The 13,391-nt window shown below is 63.5% G+C and carries 12 protein-coding genes; 1 reads left to right on the plus strand and 11 read right to left on the minus strand.

What is annotated here, in order from left to right; all coding sequences use genetic code 11:
• Positions 1–50: 50 nt before the first annotated feature.
• The 10 genes from ACZK3J_RS12470 to ACZK3J_RS12515 all read right to left on the minus strand — a co-directional run bounded on the left by ACZK3J_RS12470 (position 51) and on the right by ACZK3J_RS12515 (position 9,249).
• Complete coding sequence (locus tag ACZK3J_RS12470; protein ID WP_478475877.1) at positions 51–332, minus strand: hypothetical protein; 282 nt, start codon at positions 330–332, stop codon at positions 51–53.
• Positions 333–356: 24 nt separating this feature from the next.
• The gene (locus tag ACZK3J_RS12475) at positions 357–1,130 is read right to left on the minus strand and encodes a hypothetical protein (RefSeq protein WP_478475878.1); all 774 of its coding nucleotides are present in this window, start codon (positions 1,128–1,130) and stop codon (positions 357–359) included.
• Positions 1,131–1,143: 13 nt separating this feature from the next.
• A complete protein-coding gene (locus ACZK3J_RS12480; RefSeq protein ID WP_277778352.1) occupies positions 1,144–3,732 on the minus strand; it encodes a fimbria/pilus outer membrane usher protein in 2,589 nt (862 codons plus the stop codon).
• 89 nt (positions 3,733–3,821) lie between these two features.
• Positions 3,822–4,565 (minus strand): fimbrial biogenesis chaperone, encoded by a 744-nt coding sequence (locus ACZK3J_RS12485; RefSeq protein ID WP_049460995.1) that lies wholly within the window; start codon positions 4,563–4,565, stop codon positions 3,822–3,824.
• A 70-nt stretch (positions 4,566–4,635) separates the two neighbouring features.
• Positions 4,636–5,166, minus strand: a complete 531-nt coding sequence (locus ACZK3J_RS12490; RefSeq protein ID WP_277778351.1) for a fimbrial protein — start codon at positions 5,164–5,166, stop codon at positions 4,636–4,638.
• Positions 5,167–5,331: 165 nt separating this feature from the next.
• Positions 5,332–6,015: an outer membrane protein gene (locus ACZK3J_RS12495; RefSeq protein ID WP_277778350.1), complete on the minus strand. Its 684-nt coding sequence runs from the start codon at positions 6,013–6,015 to the stop codon at positions 5,332–5,334.
• 81 nt (positions 6,016–6,096) lie between these two features.
• On the minus strand, positions 6,097–7,017 hold the full coding sequence (locus tag ACZK3J_RS12500) for a hypothetical protein (protein WP_049460990.1): 921 nt from the start codon (positions 7,015–7,017) through the stop codon (positions 6,097–6,099).
• Positions 7,018–7,218: 201 nt separating this feature from the next.
• Complete coding sequence (locus ACZK3J_RS12505) at positions 7,219–8,145, minus strand: hypothetical protein (protein ID WP_049460988.1); 927 nt, start codon at positions 8,143–8,145, stop codon at positions 7,219–7,221.
• Positions 8,146–8,270: 125 nt separating this feature from the next.
• Positions 8,271–8,591 carry a hypothetical protein gene (locus ACZK3J_RS12510; RefSeq protein WP_149908512.1) on the minus strand — a complete coding sequence of 107 codons (321 nt, stop codon included), beginning with the start codon at positions 8,589–8,591 and terminating at the stop codon, positions 8,271–8,273.
• Positions 8,584–9,249: a response regulator gene (locus ACZK3J_RS12515; protein WP_049460983.1), complete on the minus strand. Its 666-nt coding sequence runs from the start codon at positions 9,247–9,249 to the stop codon at positions 8,584–8,586. The genes ACZK3J_RS12510 and ACZK3J_RS12515 overlap by 8 nt, the downstream gene beginning before the upstream one ends.
• An 89-nt stretch (positions 9,250–9,338) precedes the next feature.
• On the opposite strand from ACZK3J_RS12515, the gene ACZK3J_RS12520 reads away from it, so the two are divergent.
• Complete coding sequence (locus tag ACZK3J_RS12520; RefSeq protein ID WP_049460981.1) at positions 9,339–9,992, plus strand: response regulator; 654 nt, start codon at positions 9,339–9,341, stop codon at positions 9,990–9,992.
• Between the two features lie 20 nt (positions 9,993–10,012).
• On the opposite strand, the gene ACZK3J_RS12525 is transcribed toward ACZK3J_RS12520, so the two are convergent.
• Positions 10,013–13,384, minus strand: a complete 3,372-nt coding sequence (locus ACZK3J_RS12525) for a response regulator (RefSeq protein WP_478475879.1) — start codon at positions 13,382–13,384, stop codon at positions 10,013–10,015.
• Positions 13,385–13,391: the final 7 nt, after the last annotated feature.

The raw sequence follows: 13,391 nt of genomic DNA on the forward strand, positions 1-13,391 counted from the left end.
GCCAGAAGGCCAGCAACCATGATGTATATGAATCTGCGCATTGATTGCCCTCACCATGGCTCGATGTAGATCAGCAGCGAACCATTCGCCTCGCCGGCAACCAGAGGATCCGCATTGCGCCTATAGCGCACGTCGAGGTACTCGGTGCCTTCCTCTGCCTCGTACTTAATCCATCGGGGTCTTTCGCCGGGCGTGCTGAACACAACAGGCACCATCGTTCCACCATCACGACGCCTCACCTGCAGGTCCACTCCCGTTGCGCCTCCAGTGACACTCATCAAGCCTTGTTCTGCATTCACCAGTGTGGTGCCGGCTTCGTATTTAATCCCCATTGCTTCCTCTTCACCCTGGTTTCCTTAGTCGCATTGGAAGCTCCAGCTGAATTCGGCCGCTCGCCCAACGTCGCCTTCATCCTTCAGGGATGAAACATGCGTAAACGGAAGCTCGACCTTTCGCCCGTCAACCGCCCCTGTGAACGCACAACTGCGCTGTATGGGCGCATCCAGCCGGAACCCTGTAAAGACCCGCTGGTTGAGCGCATTTCCGTAGGTCAGGTCCGTTACATCGGCAACCTGCACCCTTCCGACCCGCTGATCCCCGCTGAAGGCCCTAAGTGCCACAAAGCGCGCGCGGTAATTCAGGCCAACATACTCAGTGATGGGGTGAGTCCCTACGAAACTTCTGGTGACATGGGTCGCGGCGGTCGTGCTCAGATCGTACCAAGCCGACCAAGACGGGCCGCCACCTTCCCCTCTTCCCCTATTGTACTGATACTGGAACTGAACACCGACGTTGGCGTTGTCGGTAGCAAAAACCGGCATTTCATCGACGGTACCGACCGGCACAGACGTTGCGACAATGGATAGCGAGACCCATACGTTCGGGGCACAACCCTCAAGATAGTTTCCCTGAGCGCCATTGGACCAATCTGTAATCACAGCGCCCACGGAAAAGCCATCCTGGTACACCAGGTTCCGGCTCTCGATAAGCTCATTGGGGTCCGCAGTGCACGCCATTGCTCCAGCGAAGGGCAGCAACCCACCAACGACAAAGGCCAGTTTCATCATCGTGGCTCGGCCCGCCCCACCAAGATGGGTAGAGATCATTGTGATCGATTGCATGCTCTTCATAGCGCTACCTGCTTCAGTTCGGGGCGCCAGGCGCCATCTCGCTTTCGGAATGTTCATTGCGCTCAGCAACGTTGGCACGCAGGCAACTGCTGATGTACAGCTGGTCACTGGCCGCAGCACCAAGGTCATAGCTGATGGTGCAGCTCTGCGCCGGATTCGCACCCGGATTCACCCGCAGTTGCCCCTTGTCATTGATACCGCGCACCCACAGGCGGCTACCCTGCCCGACCACACCGACCACCTGGCCGGCCTCGTCATAGACGTCCAGGCCGAATGGCAGCGGCTGGCCCTGGTTGTCCAGCGCCTCGATCAACGCAGTGCGGCCGCTGGCGGTCGGGATGACCGCCTTGACCACCGCACCGGCGGTGGGCACCGCCGTTACCGAGCCACTCTTCAGTTCGACATCCATCGGCAGACCGGTGGGATCGACCGCGATTTCATTCATGCGATAGGCGCTGAGGTACGGCACCACCGCATAGCCACGCTTATTGGTCTTGACGCCGCGATAGCTGCCGACACCTGCACCCGGGCCATCCGGAACGTGGACCAGGCCCACCGTGTCGCCCAGGCGCTGCGAGAATGTGACGCCGTCGCCGTGCAGCACCACGCCACCGGATGCAGACAGACCCAGCTGCTGGCTGGTGTCGCTGCGGCTCCACGACGCGTTGAGGTTCGCAACCGGTGCGGCATAGGCGACGTTCGCGCCAATGTTGGTGCTGCCGGGTGCCTGGCCGTAGGACAGGTTGTAACTGCCCTGCATGCCATCGCCGAAGCTGCCATTGACACCGGCGCGGTAGCTACCGCCGTTGCGGTCACTGCTGGCGCTGGCACTCAGGCGCGGTGCGGCTGGCGCACGGCCCAGCGGCACGCTGACGCTCAGATAGGCACCCGTGCTCTGCTTCTGGCTTCCACGGTTGAACAGCGACGATTCCAGCGTGCGGCGGGCACTGATGCTGTACGAAGCACGGCCCAGCTGGCCGTTGTAGCCCAGCGAGAAGTTGGTGGTGCGGCGGTTCTCGCTCCAGTAGTCAGTGGTGCTGCCGTTGAGGTACAGCGAGCCCTTCGGCAGGCGCTGGTTGACGGTCAGGTCGATCCGGCTGCGCTGGCGCGTCACACTGGAGCCTGAGTTACCGTTGGCCAGATCGTGGCGCAGGCGCGCCGCATCGCTGAAGGACAGATAGCCCTCCGTCGAGTAGCGGTAGGCCGCCAAGGTGAAGCTGGTGGCCGTATTGAAGCTGCGGCTGTACGCCAGGCGATAGGACTGGCCCTGCATGCGCTTGCCGAAGCCCTCCATCGGCGACGGCAGCCGCGTATCAGAGAAGGTCACGTCGCCAGAGAAGGCACCGAGACGGGTATTCAGCGCGCCGCCAAGAATGATCGCGTTGTAGCCATCGGCAACGGTCGCGCCACCAAACGCGGTGAAGCCACTGCCCACGCCACGGCGCAGGGTCGCCTCAACGAACGCGGGCGCGTCGATCGCATCATTGCGCAGCTGACCGACCGTCAAGCTGGTGCGCTGCTGGCCCTGACGCAGCAACTGCGGCACCGAGGCAAACGGCACGACAAAGGTCTCCACACGACCGTCTGCTTCGGTGACCTCAACCTCAAGATCGCCGCTGCCCGCCGTATTGCGCAGGTCGTCGATCTCAAACGGTCCCGGTGCCACCGTGGTTTCGAACACCACACGGCCTGCCTGACGGATGGTTACCCGCGCATTGGTCTGAGCCAGGCCGCGAACCATCGGCGCATAGCTGCCAAACACTTCCGGCAGCATGCGCGGATCGGTGCGTAGATTGATGCCGGTATAGCTGACCGAATCGAACAGGTCGCCCGCAGTGGATGATTCCCCTACCGTCAGCTGGGCATTCAGCGCACGGATTTCGCGCTCGGCAAAGCTACGGCTTGCGCTGTAGCTGCGATTGCCGTTGCTGTCCTGCGAAAAGTAGCCGCTGTGGCGGAAGCGCCAGGCACCCAGATTCAGCCCGGCATCGATGGTCGCGCCGGTGTGGCTACTCTGGCGGCCGCCGCTCTCGAAGCGATTGTGGTTGACGCTGTAGTTGATGAGCGCCGCATTGATGCCCGTATCCCAGCGGTCCGGAGCCACCCAGCCGCTACGGTTCGAGCGCAGATAGGCCTGCGGAATGGAGACTTGCAGCTGCTGCTCACCGCTGTCCAGGTACACGCTGGCCGACGGGATGAAGCGCGAGATCGCCTCGCATGTTGCCTGCTCCGGCAACGGCAGCAGATCGCGGCCTTCATCCTTCTGGCGGTAGGCGTCCAGCTTGGTCTCGTCCAGCGACATCAGCGCAAACAACGCCGGATCCAGGCACAGAATTACCTCACCATCTTCACCTGCACGTGCCTCAACATCGTGACGGCCCACCAGCACGTCATTGACCACGATGTCGGCACTGTAGGTGCCGGGCAGCGGGCCATCATTCTGGAAGCGGCTCAGGTCCAGGCCAGCACCTGCTCCATGCAGGAAGTCTGCATTGAACTCCAGCGCAGGGGCCGCCATCGCACCGACCGGCAGCAGTGCAGCAAGCACGGCCGCAGCGAGGCGGTGGTGACGCAGCATCGATGTCGAAGATGGACGGTTCATGAGAAATTTCCAGTTCAAGGGCACAAGAGGGCTCGGAGCCCGCGAGGCAGGCCCATGCCGCTGAAACGCGGTGGGAATTCAGACGACGATCAGGGCTGGGAGAGCGGCAGACTGATGCTGCGCACACCGCCCATATCGTTGATATATTCGAACGTGATGCTCTGACCGAGCGATTGACGTTGTGCATGGCTCAGCCGATAGCGGGCCGAACCCATTGGCGGAACTGCGCCCGTGCCAACATCGACCTTTCCACTTGTAACGTCGACACTGTTTACGTTGACGAAGAACGGCGAACCGTTGGTGGCCTGCAGCTCCCACTCCTGGCCGTCCTTGACAACGCTCCATTGCAGTTGAGCGGGCGCTTGGCTGGCTCCGTCAGCACGAAGGGCCTTGGGCCGGTAGAGAAGCTTCATCTTCTTGTTGAGGACGAGATGGAGCATCTGCTGGGTACCACCATCGCCACGTGCAGCTGCGGGCACCTCTCGGACGTTGAACCAGAACAGGCTTTCACGATCCTGCGGAAGCTGTACCCCCGCAGGCATGATACGAATGACCTGGCTCCTGCCCCCATCGATACGGAACAGTGGCGGCCGAATGACAAACGGCACAGTGGAGGATTTCGGCTCAGAGCCAGACGCCTCCTCGGAAATCCACGTCTGCACCAATGACGGGTTGTTTGACTCGTTCGTGACGCGAACAGTGGCTTCACGCTTGTTCTCAGCGAAGATGATGCGTGTGCTGTCGAGGTAGATACGGGCTTCCGCGGTCGACACACCGCTCGACGCGAGCAGCGCAAGCGATGCAGTAGCAGCGAATGAGATAGTGCGCAACATGGTTGGACTCCGGCAGGCGTGTGGCGGCGCTGCGCCGGGGCCAATGACGGCCCCGACGCTACAGTTGGGATCAGCGCAGGGTCAGTTCGACGCCGACGCTGCCTACGAAGTCACCAGCGACCACATCCACGGCGGGGTTCGGGCGGAGGTAGCGTGCCTGCATTACGTACTGGTACACGCCCGCGGTGGCCCGCGTTTCATTGATCGTGTCAACGCCGAGGGTCAGCACCTCATCCTTATGGATCAGCTCCACCGCAACGTTGGTGGCAGCGCCACTGGCGGCGGTGTTGCCAATCTTGCCGTCGACCGAACCCGACGGATCCACGAACTTCACCTCCATGGTGCCGGCAGGGCACGTGTTAGCCGTACTGCCAACTTCCAAAGTGAACGGAGTTGTACGGGACGACTCTGTGCCCGACTCGACGGTGGCCTTAGTGACAGTCGCCAGCCTCAGCGGACCGCTGGCCACGCCAGCGAAGCCCACCGAACAGGATGTGGCATTGATGGCGCCGCTGAAGCTGATGGTGGCGTCGGCCGCATTGGCCGACGCAACAGCGCCCAGCGACAGCGCGGCGGACAGAGCAATTGCAAGCTTGTTCATGTTGATTAATTCCTGTTTAGGGTTGGTTGTTTGCGTTCAAGCCGCGCGTTGATGGGCTTGAGCGAAGGGCATTCCCTTCGAGAGGAAATGCTACGGATGCCGCTATCCGGCAGGCATAGGACAACGACTAAAAGCGTCAGCCCTTGCCGGATCGCAGCTCCCGGTTCAGAACGCCCAGCGGGCGCCCAGGTGGAACTCGCTGGAGGCCAGGTCCAGGCGCATCTTTTCGTCCTGCAGGCCGCGTGCGTTGCCAAAGGTGTTCCAGCCGCTTTCGGTACTGCCCATGTCGACGTAGCGGTAGCCCAGGTCGATATGCACACCGTTGGAAACGACGGCAGAAACACCTACCCCGGCCGACCACGCCAGGCCAGTACGCGTGGTACTGCCATAGCGACGGCCCTCGTTGCCCTGCCAGCCGGCAGATTTCAGCTGTGCAAGACCGGCACCCGCGCTGCCGTAGATCGACCACGCCTCGTTGATGGCGAGGTCGCGATAGACATTGAGCATCAGCCGCTGCGAGGTAACGTCATGGTTGTTGAAGCTGGTGGCGAATGTGCTCGATCCGCTGGTGTAGGTGTCACTGCGGCGCAGGGTGTACTCGCCCTCGGTGCGCCAGCCGTTGCCATGCGCGTATCCCAGGCCCACGGCACCGGTGACGAAGCGCTGGTGTTCGTCGCCTGCCACAAAGCGGCCAATGCCCGGGCGGGCGCTGGCATCCATGTTGCGGGCACGGTGATCGGCATCAACGATGCGAACAGTGGCGTAGTAACCTTCGTTGGTGTTGGCGTGGGCCAGCTGCGGCAGGCAGCAGGCGACCGTCGCCGCCAGGAGCAGTGCGTTTGCGTTCATTGGGTGTCTCTTGCTGTGGAGTGAAACGGATCACCGGGCGGGCCATGACCTCGGCTCGCCCGGACGCGGGATCCACGCGAATTACTTCTCGTACTGGCGCACCCAGCTGCGCTGCGTGGCGTCATAGCGCAGCGTCACCGGCGTGGCGCCCAGCGCCTTGGCGCCAGCACCTTCAACCTTGAAGAAATTCGAGTTCGACGGATCGGTCAGCTGGTAGATGTCACCGTCAATGGCATCGGCCGGCATGCGCATGGTCACCGGGGTGGTCACATCCTCAGCGGGGCTGCCGGTAACCAGGTCGGTCCAGCGCTGCGAAGGCTTCGGCAGCTGGTACTCGGTCGGCTTGATGTGGTCGCGACCATGGCGGGCATGCCACTTGCCGTCGCCGCTGTTGAACACGAAGGCGCAGGCCTGGGTGGCCGGGCACGCGAAAGCCCGACCACCTGCGATCTCATTGCCGCTGATGGCAACGGCATGGGCACTGTCATTGGCCACGGCCAGCACGGCCCCCTTCGGTGCAGCGGCCGGCAACAGCATCGATACCGGGCCGAGCTGGCTGCCGACATAGACCTGGGTGACGGCATGCTCCGACTGCGGCACAGCAATGTCACCACGCGCGATCACGCGGCGGGCGCTCAGGCCGTCCCAGATATCCCAACGCTTGTAGTTCTTGCTCCAGCGCAGCTCGACATTGGCATAGGTATCGATCGGCAGGTAGACCAGATCGGCGAAGGCCGTCTTGGCTGCGTCCAGGCGACTGCTGCCGTGGGCCAGCGAGCTGAGCACGACAAAGTCGGCACCCTGCGGGTTCGCCGGCAGCTGCATCTGGTTGACCCAATCGCTGGAAGCCAGCTCGAAGTACAGCTTGCTGTAGCCCGACGGCATGACGCCGCTCCCGCCGTTCTTGCTCGGGGTCAGGTAGGCCTCGGTGGCCGATGCAGCAGCCGGGGCCAGGCACGCCAGCAGGGCGGCCAGCAGGGTATTGCGATGCGACTTCGTCATCAGATCTGCTCTCTCTTGAATGGAATTACCCGGAGCGCACCCGCACCCGCGCGCGTGCGCCCCGGCCCCATCAGGCTGATGGAGATCCGCCGTTCAAGCTGTCTGACTCGTCCTATTTTTCACCAGATCTTCACTAACAAACTCTGATTCACTGGCGATACGTGCGGCCAGGATTTCTGGCCGCACGCCAGGCAAGGCTTTTTACCTGGGCTGATGCATCCAGATGCGGCGGCCCGCATCGAAGTAGAACGTGTTCACGCCACTACTGACCGGCACCACCTCGCCCAGATCGGTGTTGTCGGCAAGGATGTAGGCAAAGTGATCCCCCGAAGGATTCTTCACCTGATAGACATCGCCATCCACGCCGGAGGCCGGCAGGCGCAACATGCCCGGGGTCTGCAGATCGTCGGCAGGGCTGCCCACCATGACCGTGGTCCAGCGGTTTGTTGGTGCTGGCAGGTCGACCTGCGATGCGCTGATCTCAACAACGCCACTGCGCGGATGCCACTGGCCCGTGGGGAAGTCGAACACATAGGCACAGGCCTGCGCCGCAGCACAGACCATGACCGAGGAACCGCTGCGGACCAGAATGTCATTGCTCTGCCGGCTGGTGACCGCCAACTGTGCCCCCTGTGGAGCAGCATCGGGCAGATTGATGGCGGTGAACTTCCAGCCGCTGTCGTGCACCTGCGTTACCGGAGCCCCGGATGGCGGAATGCTCAGCTCCGGCATGCCCCACTGCGGCTGCACGAATTGAGCCGAATGCCCACCCAGCACAAGCCAGCTGTTCACGCTCGGATCCCAGAACAGCCACAGCGAAGTTCCCCGGCCAACCGGCAGGTACACCAGATCCTTGAAGCTGGTGCCTGATGTATCCAGGCGCGCCATGCGATTCGATTCGGAGGTCAACAGAACCTCGTCGCCCGACCGCGGATTCGCTGGCAACGTGATCTCTTCGGCCCAATCGCCTTCTTTCAGATTGAAGTACAACGTGCCGTAGCCAGACGGCATGGCACCACTTCCACCATTGCTGTTCGGCGAGAGGTGAACTTCGGCGGCAGTTGCGGCCAGCGGAGACAGGCCGGCCAGCAAGGCAGCCACCAGGGAAAGGTGACGCAGGTTGTTCATCGTGACAGCTCCATTGAAGGGAATGCCGGCCGCCAGAGAGGACGAGGACTCTGTGCTGTAGCCGACCCAGCCAAGGTGACCGGATTCCTTCCCTGATGCTGTCTGACTCGTTCTAGTTTTCGCCGTCAGGCCTTGCGTCGTTCCTGCTGCCAGTGCGGCTCCAGTTCATCGCCACATGCGCAGCTCCGGCCATAGGCCGCAATCCAATCGCTGCGCATCTGCTTGCGCTGGCTGGGAGATGCATACAGGTACTCGTTGAGAAGTTCCATGTAGCGCTTCTGTCCATGCGGCGTCAGCTGGGCAAAACTCCACATCAGCGATGCAATGCGTGCGTCAAGTAGAGGGGGCATGGCGGCTCCGCGCGTGTCGGCAATCGATGCCTCCACCCTATCGCCCTGATCCTGAGTTTCCATCGGACAATGTCCGGTTGCGGCGGCGTCATCCATCGTCGCTGCCCTCGGGCTGGCCGCGCGCCACCTGCGAGGCCGAAACCAGGCCCTGATCCAGGGCATAGTCGAAGATCTCGCTGGTGCGCTTGAGCCCCAGCTTGCGCATGGCCGAGTGCTTCTGCGTGCTGACCGTCTGCCGGCTGCGCTTGAGCTGCTCAGCAATCTCTTTCTGGGTCATTCCATGCGCAATCATGCGCAGCACTTCCACTTCACGCTTGGTCAGGGAAACGTCGTACAGCTGCTCAAGCTGTTGCACGATGCTGGCAGACAGGAAACCACGCTGGTATCTCGCCGACTGGATCGCCAAGGCAAGGTCGGCCGCGGGGTCGAGCTTGCCGACAATGCAGTTCACCCCCGCCCGCCCGATGCTGGCCAGCACCTGCACCCCCGAAATACTGGTGAGCACCACCAGTGGCAATTTCGGGAAGCGCCGGCGAAGAAATCCAATCATGGCAACGCCGTCGCCATACTCGCCCCCTGGCATCGAGAAGTCGGTTACGACCACATCCACCGAATGCTTGCTCAATGCCTCGACCAATGCCGTAGAATTTCCAGCTGTGGCCACAATTTCCATCCCCGGCTCCTGGGCCAGGGACTCACGCACTCCGGCGAGGATGACGGGATGGTCATCGGCGATGACAATGCGGATATTCATGACATGATGTCCTTGCGGTTCTTTACTGTGTTGTCCCTGCCGGCTGCCGGCACTGGGTTCCTTCCCGCTTCCATCGGATACTCGCCTTGATGAACTCGTTGGCCATTCGCGTTGCCCTTGCCGACGATCACCCGGTGATCCGCCTGGGCGTGCGGAGTGCGCTTGATGAGGCGCCTGCCATCCAGTGCATCGGCGCAGCGGCCGACTCCACCGAACTGGTCGCCCTGCTTGAGCGCGAACCCTGCGATGTCCTGGTGACCGACTACGCGATGCCCGGCGGTGCGTTTGGCGATGGGCTGGAGCTGCTGGGTTATCTCGCACTGCACTACCCTTCCCTGCGCATCGTGGTGATGACCGGCCTGGACCAGCCCGGCCTGATCCACAAGCTCGATGCCAGCGGCGCCGCCGGCATTGTCAGCAAGTCGGATGATCTTTCGCAGGTGCAGGCAGCGGTGATGGCGGTCTATGCGCATCGCCGCTATCACTCGCCGGCGGTGGCGGAACTGCTGCGCCGCAAGGAGCAGCGCCGGGTGACCGCGCTTTCGCCGAAGGAAGTGGAAGTGGTCCGGTTGTTCCTGGAAGGCCTGAGCATCACCGAGATCGCCGCACGCCTGGACCGCAAGAAGCAGACCGTCAGCACGCAGAAGGTCAACGCGATGCGCAAGCTGGGCATCGAGCGCGATGCGGAGCTGTTCTCGTTCGCGGCCGATCTTGGCCTCAAGGTGCCCGATCCGCAGCGCTGATCGGGCGCGTGGTGCATTCGTCACGATTCCTGCTCCAGTTCGCGCCGGTAGTCATCCAGGCATGCCTGCAGCGCCGCGTGCAGGGCATCGAGCTGCGATGCCGGAACGTCCATCCCTTCGCGCAACACCTGCTCCACCTCGCCGCAACGCTCGCCCAACGCGTGCTCGCCCAGCATCTGCAGCACGCCCTTGAACGCGTGCACGCGATCCAGCAGCCGCTGCATGTCGTTCCCGGCACGTGCTTCGGCCATCGCCTGTAGATCCTTGTCGCCGGTCTCCACGAACAGGCGGCGGATGGCGGCGGATGGCCGGCTTACGCTGGCGGTTGCGATGGCCCCAGCGGCCGGGCGCCGACTGGTTCTGTTCAATCCAGCCTCAAGGCGTTCGAGATTCAAGGGCTTCAGCAGCAGATCATCGATGCCCGCCGCGAGGCAGCGCTCACGCTCGCTGGCCAGTGCGGTGGCGGTGATCGCCAGGATCGGCAGCGACTGCCCGCGCTGGCGCAGCTCACGCGCCAGGGCGTAGCCATCCATCACCGGCATGTTGATGTCGGTCAGCACTGCCAGATAGGTGTCATTGCGCCATAACGCCAATGCGGCGGCACCGTCTTCTGCAGCCTCCACCGCGAAACCCAGTTCTTCCAGCTGCTGCTGGATCAACTCACGGTTCACCGCATTGTCTTCCACCAGCAATACGCGCCCACGTGATTGCGCGGCGGCCCGCTCGGCTTGAGCGCTGGGCGCTGGACCTTGCTGCGGCGCGCCAATGGCCGCCAGCAACGCTTCACTCGCGTAGCAGGTCACTTCGGTACGATCACCGCGCAATTCCGGCGTCAACGGGCCTTGTGCATGCGCGAATACGGTGCGCTGATGGGCAGCCGCCAACTGCCGCTCCTCGTCATGGCCCCATGGGCGGTGATCGCCTGCGATCAGCAGCACCTCGCCGCTGGCATCGGCTTGCGGTGCATCCAACAGCAGGGCTTGCGCGCCCCATTCCGCCATCAGACGCCCAACCTCATTTCGCCACTCAGGCGTGGATGACAGCACAGTGATGCGCTGGCCCGCCAAGGGCTGCGCTGCAGGCAGCGCTGCAGGCTGCAGGCGTACCGGCAGCAGCAGGGTGAAACTGCTGCCCACGCCTTCGGTACTCTCCACCGCCACCTGGCCACCCATCGCCTGCGCCAGTTGTTGGCACAAGGCCAGGCCCAGGCCACTGCCGCCGTACCGGCGCGAGACGCTGGCATCGGCCTGCTGGAACGGCTGGAACAGCTGTCCTGCCTGCTGCAGGCTCATGCCGATGCCGGAATCGATCACCTGCATGCGTAGCTGGGTGCCCATGCCATCCACATCCTGCACTTCGGCACGCAGGATGATGCGACCCGATTCGGTGAACTTGACCGCGTTGCTGACCAGGTTGTTGAGGATCTGGCGGATGCGATGTGCATCGCCAATGCAGTCCTGGCCCAGCGGCGCCTCCACGGCGAAGAACAGGCGCACGCCTTTGCGCAGCGCATCGGGAGCGTAGAGCAGTGCCACGCTTTCGATAAGAGGGCGCAGCGCAAAGGGAGCGGGCTCCACATCCAGCTGCCCGGCTTCGATCTTGGAAAAATCCAGCACATCACTGATGATCCGCATCAACGCATCGGCAGAGAATCGGATGCGATCCAGCCGCTCGCGCTGGCCGGGCTGCAGCGGCGAACGGGCCAGCAGCTCGAGGTGGCCCAGCACACCATTGAGCGGCGTGCGAATCTCATGGCTCATCGTCGCGACGAACGCGGACTTGGCACGCGTTGCAGCCTCTGCGGCCTGGCGTGCGGCCTCGGCATCCTCGCGGGCACGGCGCAGCGTGTCTTCCAGCTCCACCTGGGCGGTCACATCGCGCAGGGCACAGACCCAGACCGCTTGGTCGTGATACGTGGCCAGTGCCATGCTGATCTGCAGCTGCGTGTCGCAACCCTCGTCGTCGGGCGACCACTGCAGCTCCAGCGCTTCGTCGCCATGGCTGCTGCGCCCCAGCTCGGCCAGCCTCACGTACAGCGGTGCGATCGCATCGCTGCCTTCCTCGGCGCCCTCGCCGACCAGGGCTCGTGCGGTCTCGTTCTGCAACAGCGGCATGCCACTGTCGCGCGCCAGCAGTGCCAGCCCAATCGGTGCGGTGCCGATGATGGCCCGGCTCAGCGCTTCGCTCTCGTAGACCCGCGAGGCATCGGCCAATGCCGGCTTGAATACACGGCGGTCGATGCGCAGCAGCAGCCACCACAGCAGGCCGATGATCAGCAGCGCGCTGAGGCTGCGTGCCAGCAGGTAGGGCCCCTGCGCCGCCCAGATATCGGACCAGTCGTAGACATGGCTGAGCGTCCAGTCCACGCCCGGCAGGCTGCAACTGATGATGAAGCGACCCTGCGCGTACTGCCGCGAAGGCTTGGTGCCCATGCGAGCCGGCAAGGCCTGCAGCAGCAGGCCCTGCTCCTGGCTGCTCAGCCCGCCGCTGCTGAGCACCACCTCGTGCTTGGACGACAGCACCAGATAGCGCCCCTCTTCACGCGCTTCCAGCCGGGACTTGATGTTGTCGACCGACTCGAAGACGACGCGCCGGAAGTACGGCGTGGTGCCCTCGGCCATCGTGACCACACCCACCAGCGACGACTGCCCATTGAGCGGGTTGGTTGCAAAGCGCGACAGCAGCCTGCCCTCACGAGACGCGGCACGGATGGGGCCAGGACGCGGCGGCACTTTGCGCACCTCCGGCTCATCACGCAGCAGGCGGGCAAAGGCCTGCTGGCGGGTGGCCACGCCCAGGGTCTGCAGCAGCTGAGCCTCGTCGCGGACGTTGGACACGGCCAGCAGTCGCCCCTGTGGCTCATAGGCGAACATCGCCACCGGGCCGGGCACGTCCTGCGAGGTAATCGAATCGGCGGTATAGGCCGAGTAGATGTCGATCATGCCGAGGTAGGCCTTCAGCTCCCCGGGCGGCAAGGGATTGTCGCGGGCACCCAGCACCAGCCATGGCACGGCAGTGCGCCCTTCAGCGCGGACCACCACCTCCTCGCCCTGGGCATGGAAGCGCTCGGCCAGCGGCGCACCGACCGCCTGCAGGGCCGGCCGCTGGTCACGCCACAGCACGTCGTTGCCATTGACCGAGGTGGCATAGGCCCGGTCACGCTGGTAGAGGAAATAGTCCAGCGCGGCACGTGCTTCAAGGAAGGACTGGCGTTCGCGGGCGTGGAACTCTTCCACATCGGCAATGGAGCTGACAATGGCCGTCAGCAGCACCAGCAACGTGATCAGCGCACCGCCTCCCAGCAGCAGGCGGCGACGCAGCCGGCGCAGGTCGTCCAGGCGCGCGGCGACGGCCCTGCCGTCCGTTCCCTGCACTGCTTCGGTGCCTGCCATGACAGTG

This window comes from Stenotrophomonas sp. 86428_Sma, from assembly GCF_056481585.1.

What these genes read in the sequence shown, in the direction of transcription:
- ACZK3J_RS12470 (WP_478475877.1), bottom strand. Translation starts at nt 332, where the DNA reads ATGGGGATTAAATACGAAGCCGGCACCACACTGGTGAATGCAGAACAA.
- ACZK3J_RS12475 (WP_478475878.1), bottom strand. Translation starts at nt 1,130, where the DNA reads ATGAAGAGCATGCAATCGATCACAATGATCTCTACCCATCTTGGTGGG.
- ACZK3J_RS12480 (WP_277778352.1), bottom strand. Translation starts at nt 3,732, where the DNA reads ATGAACCGTCCATCTTCGACATCGATGCTGCGTCACCACCGCCTCGCT.
- ACZK3J_RS12485 (WP_049460995.1), bottom strand. Translation starts at nt 4,565, where the DNA reads ATGTTGCGCACTATCTCATTCGCTGCTACTGCATCGCTTGCGCTGCTC.
- ACZK3J_RS12490 (WP_277778351.1), bottom strand. Translation starts at nt 5,166, where the DNA reads ATGAACAAGCTTGCAATTGCTCTGTCCGCCGCGCTGTCGCTGGGCGCT.
- ACZK3J_RS12495 (WP_277778350.1), bottom strand. Translation starts at nt 6,015, where the DNA reads ATGAACGCAAACGCACTGCTCCTGGCGGCGACGGTCGCCTGCTGCCTG.
- ACZK3J_RS12500 (WP_049460990.1), bottom strand. Translation starts at nt 7,017, where the DNA reads ATGACGAAGTCGCATCGCAATACCCTGCTGGCCGCCCTGCTGGCGTGC.
- ACZK3J_RS12505 (WP_049460988.1), bottom strand. Translation starts at nt 8,145, where the DNA reads ATGAACAACCTGCGTCACCTTTCCCTGGTGGCTGCCTTGCTGGCCGGC.
- ACZK3J_RS12510 (WP_149908512.1), bottom strand. Translation starts at nt 8,591, where the DNA reads ATGGATGACGCCGCCGCAACCGGACATTGTCCGATGGAAACTCAGGAT.
- ACZK3J_RS12515 (WP_049460983.1), bottom strand. Translation starts at nt 9,249, where the DNA reads ATGAATATCCGCATTGTCATCGCCGATGACCATCCCGTCATCCTCGCC.
- ACZK3J_RS12520 (WP_049460981.1), top strand. Translation starts at nt 9,339, where the DNA reads ATGAACTCGTTGGCCATTCGCGTTGCCCTTGCCGACGATCACCCGGTG.
- ACZK3J_RS12525 (WP_478475879.1), bottom strand. Translation starts at nt 13,384, where the DNA reads ATGGCAGGCACCGAAGCAGTGCAGGGAACGGACGGCAGGGCCGTCGCC.